Origin of the sequence: Micromonospora sp. NPDC048930 (assembly GCF_043197935.1) — a bacterium.
In the GTDB taxonomy this organism is placed as follows: Bacteria; Actinomycetota; Actinomycetes; order Mycobacteriales; family Micromonosporaceae; genus Micromonospora.
Map to the genome: position 1 here is coordinate 30,740 of NZ_JBICUB010000031.1, position 11,230 is coordinate 41,969.

Consider the following 11,230-nt stretch of genomic DNA (forward strand, 5'->3'; position numbering starts at 1 on the left):
CGGCCCCACCGCTACGCCGCGGTCACGGCGATAAGGATCCAACATGACGCCATCGACCAGCGCCCTCGCTCCCCCATCGCCGCCATCGACGCCGCGCCTGCGGATCGAACCGACCCGGTCCGCGCGCACGCTGCTCGACGGCGGCTGGTGGCCCCGCTCGACAGATCCGCTCGCGGAGCTGCCCGGCCTCGTCCTCGCCATCGATTTGCTGCACGGGCCGATCGTCCGGCTGCTTCTCCACATCGAGACCTGGGATGGCAATCCACGCCGCCTGACCATCGGCGGCAGGATCCTGCGGTTGGGCTACTTCACCAGTCAGCCCACCAGCCTGCTGACCGCCATCTGCCTCAACGACGATCGGGTCGACCTGCTGGTCGTCCCGCCGGATACCCCGGTCGACCTGGCCGAGGCGGCGATGGCGCGCGCCGCCACCGCCAGCAACGCGGTCCATGCTCCGCAGCTGCTCGCCGTCGCCACGCGCGATGTCCGAGGCGACGGCCGACAGCCCGGGCAGGCACACCTGGGAGGGGGTGGCGGCCGTCTCCGCACCGCCCCCGGCGACCTTGCCGCGGTCGCTTCCCGCATAGCCGAGGCTGGACCCGCCGGACAGCCTGCGCCAACGGAACCGGCGCCCGCGCCGACAGCACCTCCGCCGAGGCAGCGAAGGACCGCCAATCTTCCCACCATCGCCACCGAGGAGCAGATCATGACAATCGCCCGGAACACGATCGTCTCCGCGCTGCGTCGACGCGGCCAGCACACCAGGGCCGACTGGGTCGAGCGGGAGCTGCCGGAGCAGGTCGACACCACCCAGCACGCCGGGCTGCTCGCGACCCTGCGTCTCGACCCCGCCGAACTCGGCGAGTCGACAGCTCGGTGACAGTGGCCCTGCTGGCACCGGTGGCCCGGCGGACGCCCCCGCGCCACTACGGCCCGCGGGAACAGGTGACCGGCCTCCGGGCCGAGAGACTCGTCGCGCGGGACGACCCTCGCCCAGCCTGACCGGCTCCTACCGGCACGACCCGGCCTGTCACGACCTTTGGCATACAGGATGACGAGCCGACGTCATCCCGGTCGCTAGGACTGAAATGCCTTCATGTCGAACCGAGCAGCAATACCTACGGAGACAACCCCCATGCGCTACCTCAGCGACGTCAACCTGCGCGCCGTACTCAACGTCCTCATCGGCCGGGCCGGTGGCACTGTGGAAATCAGCAACGAAGAACTGTACGACGCGATGCTGCCAGACCACAGCCACGGCGAACGCGTCCTCATCGAGGAAACAGAGACCGGCCTACGACTGTCCATCGTTGCTCGCCCCTAGGCCGGGCCGTGAAACGTCAAAGCCGCCAGGTCCCCGGACCGCGCGTCGCCGAACTCCTCGGCAAGCATCGATCTCCAGTTGGCCGCCATACTGACCGCAGAACCGGGCGGATTTCGCGCGACCGGTGAGCCCGCCTGGCGACTCTCGGTGGGAGTACACGACAACGCTGTGCGCGCGAACGAGAATAGGGAACTCGGCTGGCCACGGAACAATTACCAAGTCCAGTGTCAATTCGACGTCGGCATGGGCTCGGCATCAGACGCGACCACCGCGACGGTTGGTACGCGGTCCCGCCCCTTATCGGGCGCGAGTCTGCGCGGTGGTTGGCGCAAGCGGGTGTGGCTCGCCGGTCATGGCGGCCAGGGCCTCGGCGACGGCATGGAGGTCGGCTTTGATGTAGGTGGTGGTGGCGGCCCGCGGCGATCGGTGTGGGGGCGGCGGCGATGACCTGCCGCATGAGGGCTTCGATGTCGCTGGCGGTCACCTCGTCAAGCCGCAGATGGCCGAGCGCGGCGGCCATGCGGCTCCAGTAGGCGCCACAGGTGCGGCGGGTACCCGGACTGGCCGCGGCCGCGACTCGCGGGATGTAGTCGGCAAGCGTCGGCATGCGGCGCGACAGGTCAGGGTCGGCGGCGAGGTCAGCCGGGGTGAGGCCGAGGTGCGCGAGCATCTGCCGGGCGGTGACGATGCGTGACGGATCAGCCGGCATGAGAAGGGCCTTCGAGGACGGTGGCGTGCAGGTCCGCGAGCAGCCGCGTGATGGTGTTCGAGGGGTGCACGACGCGCAGATCGCGGGCCGGGACCGCCGCCAGCAGCACCACCTGATGCGGGTGGATGCCGCACAGCTGCCGGGCCGCGACCGGCAGCGGTAGTGCCCCGCGGACGCCGACGGCGTGCCTCCCGTCAGGTCTCGCGGTGACCAGGAGAAGGCCGGTGACGTCGACATGGAGGCGGTGACCGGACGGCCAGCCCAGCGCCCATAGCAACGCCCGCGCGGCCACCCGGCCGTCGGCGTCCGGGCGGGCCACGTCGAAGACGATGTCGTCGACCGGTTCCCGCGCAGATGGAAGGGCTGCGGGCAACTGCGGCATCGGAGCCGAGGGCGATGCCGGGCGAGGAAGCGGGGCGGGGATGACCGCGCCGATCAGCTGCTCGTCGAGCCAGCGGCGGGGCGGCTGCCGGGCGGCCGTCACGGTGACCGCCACAGCCGTTCGCGCGGCCTCAGCGCGTGGCGCCGAGAGCCCTGACCTTCGATGTGTACACGGATGCTACGCGGCGCCCTCATCGGGAGCCACCACGGTGGTGAGCTCCCGTGATCCCGCACGAAGACTGGTGTCCGAGGGTAATACTACAGCAGCCAGTGGACACTATGGAGAGGCTGCCGATGGTCGGACTGGGTGTTGGCCAACCAGGACTTCGGATGACTCGCCGCCCGGACGGAGCATCGAAGCATCTGGCAGAGCTATCCGGCACAGACGTCATCCCGTTATCGGTATGGCGCCAGAGTCGGCAGCGCGCCTGAATCGGATTCGGCTACTGGCGAAAGCTCCGGGATCCCGACAGCTGAGGAATCAGCGTGGCGCCATACGACAGGAACTGCGTGCTGACACCGTCCCGCCGACCAGCTTCCCCTTCCTGGACGACGGGACACCCAGGCGGCGGCGCGTGCGGCCCGCTTGCCGGGGCGTGTTGGGCAGTGGCGGTCATTCCGGCGTCGCGGCGTTGAGCAGGATAGGTCCGGCCGTTCGGTCTCCGTTCAGGGTGGTCGATTGCGCGGCCGACTGCGGGCGGCAACGAGATGGTGGTCGTACAACGAGCCCGGGACCCCGCTCCGCGCCACCAAGTACAGAAGGCGGCACCGTTCCTGACCTAGACGCGACCCTGACCCGGAGATCGAGGACGGCGAGGTCGCCTGGGTCGGCGGCACAAGATTGGCCCTCCGCCTTCCCCGAGCTGCTGCGCCACCTGTCGATCAGGTGCGGGCCCTCACGCAGACCATGGGGCGGACGGTCGAGGGGCACAAGCCGTAGTCTGCTGCCGGTGTGGCGACGACAGAGATCATGGGACGGGGTCGACTGGGGCGCGGTGCAGCACGCGTACGGGCCGGCGGTGGAGGTGCCCGACCTGCTGGGGCGGCTGCGCTTGCGCGACCGGGAGGCCCGCCGCAGTGCCTACCAGGGACTGTTGGACCTGCTGGTGCACCAGGGCTCGAGGTACGAGGCGAGCGCAGTCGCGGCGCCGTTCCTGGTCGAGATCGTCGCTGATCCCAAGGCGCCGGACCGCTTCGCCGCGTGTCAGGTGCTGGCGGCCATCGCGGTGGGGGACGAGAGTTCCTGGCTGATCGATCGCCCCGATGTGGCGAAGGCGCGCCGTGAAGTAGAGCGCCGGGCCCACCTCACCCGAGCGCAGTTGGACCAGGAGCAGGCCGACTGGGCGGCAGCGGGAAGTACTGACCACGAGCGTCGGGCTCGAGCGCGCCGCAACGAGTTCTCCGACGTGGAGGGCGACCGCGATGCCGCGCGGTGGCAGATCGCGGCGTACGAAGCGGTGCGGGCCGGGGTGCCCGCGTACCTCGCGGCCCTGGCGTCTACCGAGACCCCGGTACGGCTACACGCCGCCCACCTGCTGGCCTGGTTCCCCGAAGAGCGCAAGTCGATCACGCCGGCCCTGGCCCGCCTGATCGGCGCCGAACCGCAGCCCATGGTCGCAGCGACCGCCTCCGTGGCCGCGGGACTGTGCGGCAGCGTTGACGATCCTGAACTCGTCAACGCGCTGTCGGCCCGCCGCGGCAGCGACAACCGAGGAGAGCGCTGGTCGGCGGTGCTGGGGCTGGCCCGTCTCGTGTCGCGCCCCGACCGGCCGCTGATCGAGGAGCTCTACGCCTGCCTGTTCGGAGCCGTCGGTCCCGTACCGTACTGGCCGTTCCTCCACGGTGACATGGCGACGTTCGCCGCACTCACCATCCGCGACCTCGACGCCGCGGTCGCCCCGGACCGGGCGCAGATCCTCGTCGACCGGCTGAACGCGCCAGCTGACGACACCGACCGCTACCTGCTGCTGCGTGCCGCCCTCGACACCGCCTTCCCCGACGGCCCGGTACCAGACGGCACCGCCTTCACCGAGCTGAGCGCCGATCAGCGCACCGCCATCGCCGGGCTGCAACGCAGCGGAATCTCGGACGACGGCGCAATGGTCAGCATGCTGCTGAGCGCCTACAACCTGCCCGACGACCAGATGGCGATGACCCGGTGGTGCGACAGCGACGCCGATCGTGAGTCCCGCTCCACCCCCAGTTCGCAGGCGTGATAACACTGCTGCACACTGGCCGCCCGGCTACCACAGACGCGCGCATTATCTGCGGCATGAGAGTGAGGCTGATCTTGGCTGGATTGATGTCGGCCGGAGTTGTCGTATCCGGGCCGCGTTGTTCGTAGCTAGTGTGAGCGGCCGTCCACGAGGGCGCGGTCATGACCAAAGGAGATGCCGACCGATGCAGCACCCACTGGCCAAGATCCACCGCATGTTCGAGCTCGTCGAGCCGATCGCCACCGTCACCTTCTCCGAGGTGCCGAACGAGGCGTTCCTGGCATTGGGTATGCGCAACTACTGGGACGGGTACTTCGCGGGCCGGGCCGCGCCGCTGGGCCTGGTGCCAGCCGAGGTGGTGCACGCGGTCTTCTACAACTTCGCCGACGGCGAGGTGGCGCGCCACATCCCGTGGGTGTGGGGGAAGACCACCCCGCAGGAGGCGATCGCCGTGCGCGAGCGGGGCAGCGCCGCAGCGCTGCGGCAGAGGATCGGGCAGCTCGCCGACACCCCCGGTCTGGTGCGGGCCGCCGGCCTGGCCACCCGGGCAGCGGTCAGCGCGCCGACCGAGGGCCGCGCGCTGTACGCCGGGCTGCGGGCGCTCGACGTGCCCGAGGAGCCGGTGGCCAGGCTCTGGCACGCGGCGACGCTGCTGCGGGAGCACCGCGGGGACGGCCACAACGCAGCCCTCCTCGCCCACGGCATCGGCGGCACCGAGGCCCACGTCCTGCTCGCCCTCTCCCTCGGCATGCGGGCGGAGGAGTTCGGCCGGACCCACCACCTGCCCAAGGCACAGCTGGCCGGTGTCGTCGACGGGTTGCGCCGCCGCGGCCTCGTGGACGCCGCCGGCGGGTTCACCGACGCCGGCCGGGAGACCAAGGAGCGGATCGAGGCCCTCACCGACGAGCTGGCGGCGCCGGCGTATGACGTGCTCACCGCGGACGAGCTCGACGAGCTGATCGCGGGGCTCGAGCCGATCGCCGCCGCGGCACAGGAAGTCGACGACTGAGCGGGCGCGTCAGGCGACGGCCACGAGATCAGACGGTTGCTGCGCAGCGGTCACTCGCGTGCGCTGTCCGGTAGCGAGCGCACTGCGGCCAGATGAGTGCACCGACTAGTACACCGGTGCCTGGCACTATCCCGACGATTTTGGCGGTGGCGCAGTCGACGAGCGGATTGTATATAGCCGAATTGAGAAACAAGGGTAAGAGAAGTGCCCTGTAATCGGCATGAGCGCACGCGGTGCGGCAGATCCGGACGTGGTAATAGACCATGACCGTGTTGATATACCAAGATCGTACGCGCTGTTAAGTCTGGCCTTTGTTCAGACTGGTCGGACGTCGAGGACGTGCAGCTACAAGCGCGGTCCCTGGCTTGTTTCATCGCGGTGCACAAGTGGTTCGTGGTCACACTGAAGGGCGGCCGTCAACTGATCCAGGCCCAGCGAACCCACCTCCAGCGCGTGACGATGGAATGCGCGCCGGTCGCCGGGGAAGGACGAGCGGCCTGCCAGCCACACGCGCTCACCCACCTTGTAGGCCAGCGCCTGCCCTGGCCGGCCCAGGTAACGCCCGAGTTCGGCGGACGCGTACGGCCCCTGGTGACAGCGGTCCCGCAGCAGCTCCAGGGCGGCATCCGGCGTCCACACTGCTCCGTCACCGGTTGGCATCGGCAGTCGCAGGTGCAGGCCGATGTCGAGCACAACCCGGGCCGCCCGCAGGAGCTGCATATATAGATACCCCAGTCGAGCACCCGGCTGTTCATAGAGCCCGAGCTCGTCCATGAACCGCTCGGCGTACAGTGCCCAGCCCTCCTGGCTGCCGGAGAGGCCGCCGAGCAGGTTCAGCCGCTGCCCGAGGCCTCCCCGGCAGACCTCGGAGCCGAGGTGGAGGTGGTGGCCGGGAACGCCCTCGTGATAGGCGGTGCTGTAGGCGTACCAGGTGGGGAAACTCGCTGCGTCCTCGGGGAGGGACCACCAGACCCGGCCCGGCCGCGTCAGGTCCCGCGACGGCCCGGTGTAGGCAATGCCGGACGACGTGGTCAACCGCGACTCGATGCGCCGCAGCGGGGCGGGGATGTCGAAGTACACGCCGTCCAGTCGGTCGGTGGCGGCCTCCAACAGCTCCTGCAGCCACGCGGCGAACGCCTCCCTGCTGTGCAGCGTGCCGGGCGCGTCGGGGCTGGCGAGCCAGGCGAGCACCTCTGGCACGCTGCCGCCCAGGGCCTTCGCTTCCGCGATCAGCTCTGCCTCTATCGCTCGAAACTCGTCCCAGCCCCAGTCGTACAGCTCGCGCAGGTCAGGCTCGGCCGCGAGGAAGGTGCGCACCCAGAGTGCGTACCGCTGCTGGCCGAACGCTTCCTCCTCAACGGCCCGCGGTGCCAGGTCCGCGGTCAGCATCTCGGCCAGTTTCTGGTACGCCGCTCGCGCGCCCGTCGCTGCAGCCTGCAACGACGCCCGCTGCCGCCCCTCGCCGTAGCGATCCACCAGGGCGACATCGTCGTCGATCCAGTTGCGGCAGCGCTGCGTCACGAGCCCCACTTGACGCCACGCCGGCAAATGGCCGCGCTCTGCGGCGAGTAAGAGGCTGCGGGCATACCCGTTCAGGGCCGCGGGGATCGCGGCCAGGCGCGCGCCGACACGACCCCAGCCCTCCTCGAAGGCCGCGCCCTCGACTCCGCGGCCGGGAACCGCGGCCTCGACAGCCTGGCGGATGAGCTGGAGCGGACCCGTGGCCGCCGCGTGCAGTTCGCGCAGGTCCTCCCCGGCGTCGTGGAAGGCGACACGCGTATGCAGCCGTTCGGCGAGGTGGGCGTGCAGCGGGGTCGCGGCCGGCAGTGCGCCACCCAAGGTCTCCAGCTCGCGCAGGGCGCGGGCTGCAAGGTCGGCGCGGGCCTGGTGGCCCTCCGGGCCGTAATCGGTAAGCCCGCCGACATCCTGCTCGCCAGCCTCGACGACCGCTAGGCAGGGATCGAGACCGGCCATGTCGCACAGGAGCCGATCCGCGAAGTCCTCGATCATGAAGGCAACGCTAGGGCCCTGCCCTAGCTGCCGTGGTGCGAGCCTGCATCGATCGGCGCAAGCGGTTCAGAACCATCTGACAGCTTCCGCTCACCGGCATGACCGCGCGACTCCGCGGCATGTCCGTGCGTCGGGGAAACCGAAGTGTCGATCACCGCTAGGTGATCACGTATTGCGAGGCTACGGGATGACGTAGTCCCAGGAGCCCGAGGTCAGGCCTTGCTCGCCGGCACGCCGAAGAACACTTTCCTCGCCGAGCAGTGACAACCCGTCATTGCCCCCGGGCCAGAACAAAGCCAAGCGACGGCTACTCCCGGCCACCTCAAGGAGTCGGTTGACTTCAGCGGCTGGGTAGATGGAACAGTCCATCCAGGAATCCTCTGTCGCGGGCACCTTAGGCTCATCTGCGGCAAACCTGTAGAGACAGAGGACCGCCCGGTTCACCGCCACGGAATGACCGGCCGAGCCCTCGTCGAAGGGCCCGGTGACCGTAGCCAGATGCAGTTCAACGCCGCAGTCATCGAGTGCGGCCGCCATGCCGACTAGCCACGCCTCGGTCGCGTCCGCGCTGGTGGTGTAGGAGACAGCCATCGCGGGATCCGGTTTGATGTTAGGCGGCGATCGGGGTCGGTTCGGTGTTGTCGGGGTCGTGGTGGTCGGTGTCGACGGCGATCAGGCGGGCTTTGGCCAGTAGTTCCAGGCCCATGTAGCGGCGGCCTTCGGTCCATTCGTCGGTCTGCTCTGCGAGGACTGCGCCGACGAGGCGGATGATCGACGGCCGGTTCGGGAAGATCCCGACGACGTCGGTGCGGCGGCGGATCTCCTTGTTCAGCCGCTCCTGCGGGTTGTTGGACCAGATCTGGCGCCAGATCTCGCGCGGGAAGCCGGTGAACGCGAGGAGGTCGTCTCGGGCGGCATCGAGGTGCTCGGCCGCGGCCGGGAACTTGGCTTCGATGGTCACCACGACCCGGTTGAACTGGGCTCGGACGGCATCGGCGTCGGGCTGGTCGAAGACCGTGCGCACCAGGGTGGCGATCCACGGCTGCGCGGACTTCGGCACCTTCGTCAGCAGGTTCCGCAGGTAATGGGTCCTGCACCGCTGCCACGAGGCCCCGGGCAGGGCCGCGCCGATCGCGGCCACGAGGCCGGCGTGGGCGTCGGAGATGACCAGGCGGACACCGGACAGGCCGCGGGCCGTCAGGCTGCGCAGGAAGGCCAGCCAGCCGGCGCCATCTTCATCGGAAGCGACGTCGAGGCCGAGGACTTCGCGTTGGCCGTCGGCGTTGACGCCGACGGCGATCAGAGCGTGGACATTGACCGTGCGGCCGGCTTCGCGGACCTTCATCGTCAGCGCGTCCATCCACACGAATGCGTAGTGCCCGGCATCGAGGGGTCGGTTGCGGAACGCCTCGACCTGCGCGTCCAGGTGAGCGGCCATCTCCGAGACCTGCGACTTGGACAGCTGCCGGATCCCGAGCTGCTCGACCAGCTTCTCCACCCGCCGGGTTGACACCCCGAGCAGGTAGGAGGTCGCCACCACCGACACCAGGGCCTGCTCGGCCCGCCGCCGGTGGGTCAGCAACCAGTCCGGAAAGTAGCTGCCGTGGCGCAGCTTCGGGATCGCCAGGTCGATCGTCCCGGCGCGGGTGTCCCACTCCCGATGCCGGTAGCCGTTGCGGGAGTTGACCCGCTCGTCGCTGCGCTGCCCCCAGGCGGCGCCGCAGATCGCGTCCGCCTCGGCGGACATCAACGCCTGCGCGAACGTCTTCACCATCGCCTGCAACACGTCCGGCGACGCACCCTCGATCTGCTCGCGCAGCAGGTCAACAGGGTTCACACTCTCAGATGCGGCCATCGCGTTCCTCTCCTTCATGACTTGGTCGTCTCGAAGGATCACGCGATGGCCGTCTCCTATCTACGCAACACGCCCATCACGGGCAAGTCGTACACCACTCCAGCGGACGCAACCCACGCCTCCACCTCCCCTTCGGCAAGGTCCTCACCATCCGCTCGCCACGCACCCCCAGCGGTCCACATCACGTCTTCGTCGGAGAACAGGGCCTGCAGCAAGGCGAGCTTGTGATCCTCAGCGATGTCCGACCACAGCCCCGCCTCTTCCAAGGTGGCGATGAGTTCCTCGAAGGGAGTCACGGCGACCATGATGCCGCAAGCAGCGGTCTACCGTCGGCCGCCCCAACGTCCTGTCCTCGGCACGTCCGGACGCCGGCAACCGGCGCCGACGTTACCTTCGGTGAGGAGCGCTCGCGGCTACAGATCAGCGCGGCTGACCTTGGACGACGGTTGCGTGAGTGGAGACCAACTACAGCGGCGTCGGACTCGGTGAATGGTCTTGGCTAACGCACCAGGCGACTTTGCGCACCGGAAGATCGCAGCAGCATGTGCCACGTTCGCGGTCGCTTTATGGCAGCATGCCGGGCTATGCGGATAGCCGGAGTCATCGCCCAGGGTGGCATCGCGGCGGTGCGGCGGCCATGTCTACCGTAGCGTCGTTCTATCTGCTGGACCGGTCCGCCGTACCCGGGCTCGCACGGGCCGCGAAAGCCAAGCCGGTAATGACCCCAGCCGCGACCCATCGCTGGCCCGCGATCGGGAAGTTCTGGAGCCGAATCGGCTGTAGGAATCCAACCCCGTTGATTATGCCGTCGCCCGTATTCGAATACCTCGAGGAGAACGACCTTGGCGTACTCGGGTGGTACGACTGGTCCGGGTACGTGCTGATGCACCTGATGCTCCTTCTCGAGGACACGGGCACTCAGCTTGGGGCGGCCGAATACCGTGCCGAGACGGAGGCCCTGAATGCGGGGGACGGCCTGACATACCTGATTACCTCAGCCGACAAGCGTCACCTGACCGCGTTGGACCCGGCACGGCTGGACCGTGCGGCGGCCGAACGGTACTTCGACAGTGTCGGCGACGGTGGCTTCGAGGAAATCCGGCAGGCCATCGATGACGGGCTCATCCTGCTGCGCGAGCTCATCGCGGCGTTGGACGAGAACGAAGTGTTGGTGATCCGCATCGGATAGTCCCGGTGGCTGCGTTGTGCCAACGCCTGCCGCCTCAACAGGCTTGCCGCGCAACGCCAATAACGGGTTTCGCCCTCGATCGAGGGGCGGCAGGAACCAAACCGGCAAACGTTCGTGGTCGACGCAGCGGCTGCCCGTCTTTCCAGGCGATATCGAGACTCGGTTGGTGACTCTCCGTTTGACGCCGAGTTGATCGCCTTCGTGTGGCGGCAATTTGGACGAGACGTGGAAGCGCCCCCTCCCCCGGCACACGGCACACGGCACACGGCACACGGCACACGGCACACGGCCAGGCTGACGCAAGCGCACTCGCATCGGCAGATCCGGTCGTGCCGTCGGACCCGCCCGACTTGCGGCAAACAGGACGGTGACGGGCCGGGCCGAGACCTTCCTGCGGGCATAATCCTCCCGGTGATCTCCTCTCCACCGGATCCGCTCGACTTCCGCGGGGTGCAACGGGCCTACGACACCGTGGCGGAGGACTACGCCGCCTACCTGCCGGACACCCGCTGCGAGGCACCCCTCGACCTCGCCATG

General features: G+C 69.0%; 10 protein-coding genes. 5 read left to right on the forward strand and 5 right to left on the reverse strand.

The genetic code is table 11. The features are described from left to right. Positions 1-43 precede the first annotated feature (43 nt). On the forward strand, positions 44-880 hold the full coding sequence (locus ACGFI9_RS36840; protein ID WP_393185661.1) for a DUF5994 family protein: 837 nt from the start codon (positions 44-46) through the stop codon (positions 878-880). 255 nt (positions 881-1,135) lie between these two features. Further along, on the forward strand, positions 1,136-1,324 hold the full coding sequence (locus ACGFI9_RS36845; protein WP_350681215.1) for a hypothetical protein: 189 nt from the start codon (positions 1,136-1,138) through the stop codon (positions 1,322-1,324). A 698-nt stretch (positions 1,325-2,022) separates the two neighbouring features. Here the strand turns inward: ACGFI9_RS36845 and ACGFI9_RS36850 are convergent. Then, the gene (locus ACGFI9_RS36850) at positions 2,023-2,529 is read right to left on the reverse strand and encodes a hypothetical protein (protein WP_393185663.1); all 507 of its coding nucleotides are present in this window, start codon (positions 2,527-2,529) and stop codon (positions 2,023-2,025) included. An 835-nt stretch (positions 2,530-3,364) separates the two neighbouring features. Between ACGFI9_RS36850 and ACGFI9_RS36855 the strand changes: the two genes are divergently transcribed. Then, a complete protein-coding gene (locus ACGFI9_RS36855) occupies positions 3,365-4,630 on the forward strand; it encodes a hypothetical protein (protein WP_393185665.1) in 1,266 nt (421 codons plus the stop codon). A 184-nt stretch (positions 4,631-4,814) separates the two neighbouring features. Further along, complete coding sequence (locus ACGFI9_RS36860) at positions 4,815-5,639, forward strand: MarR family winged helix-turn-helix transcriptional regulator (protein ID WP_393185667.1); 825 nt, start codon at positions 4,815-4,817, stop codon at positions 5,637-5,639. A 345-nt stretch (positions 5,640-5,984) separates the two neighbouring features. Here the strand turns inward: ACGFI9_RS36860 and ACGFI9_RS36865 are convergent, their stop codons facing one another. The 4 genes from ACGFI9_RS36865 to ACGFI9_RS36880 form a co-directional block, all read right to left on the reverse strand. Then, positions 5,985-7,649 (reverse strand): DUF885 domain-containing protein, encoded by a 1,665-nt coding sequence (locus tag ACGFI9_RS36865; protein ID WP_393185669.1) that lies wholly within the window; start codon positions 7,647-7,649, stop codon positions 5,985-5,987. A gap of 180 nt (positions 7,650-7,829) precedes the next feature. After that, positions 7,830-8,240, reverse strand: a complete 411-nt coding sequence (locus tag ACGFI9_RS36870) for a hypothetical protein (RefSeq protein ID WP_393185671.1) — start codon at positions 8,238-8,240, stop codon at positions 7,830-7,832. 19 nt (positions 8,241-8,259) lie between these two features. Beyond that, a complete protein-coding gene (locus ACGFI9_RS36875; protein ID WP_393185673.1) occupies positions 8,260-9,504 on the reverse strand; it encodes an IS256 family transposase in 1,245 nt (414 codons plus the stop codon). Positions 9,505-9,560: 56 nt separating this feature from the next. Next, positions 9,561-9,800 carry a hypothetical protein gene (locus tag ACGFI9_RS36880; protein ID WP_393185675.1) on the reverse strand — a complete coding sequence of 80 codons (240 nt, stop codon included), beginning with the start codon at positions 9,798-9,800 and terminating at the stop codon, positions 9,561-9,563. 158 nt (positions 9,801-9,958) lie between these two features. On the opposite strand from ACGFI9_RS36880, the gene ACGFI9_RS36885 reads away from it, so the two are divergent. Then, complete coding sequence (locus ACGFI9_RS36885) at positions 9,959-10,693, forward strand: hypothetical protein (protein ID WP_393185677.1); 735 nt, start codon at positions 9,959-9,961, stop codon at positions 10,691-10,693. The last annotated feature ends 537 nt before the right edge of the window (positions 10,694-11,230 follow it).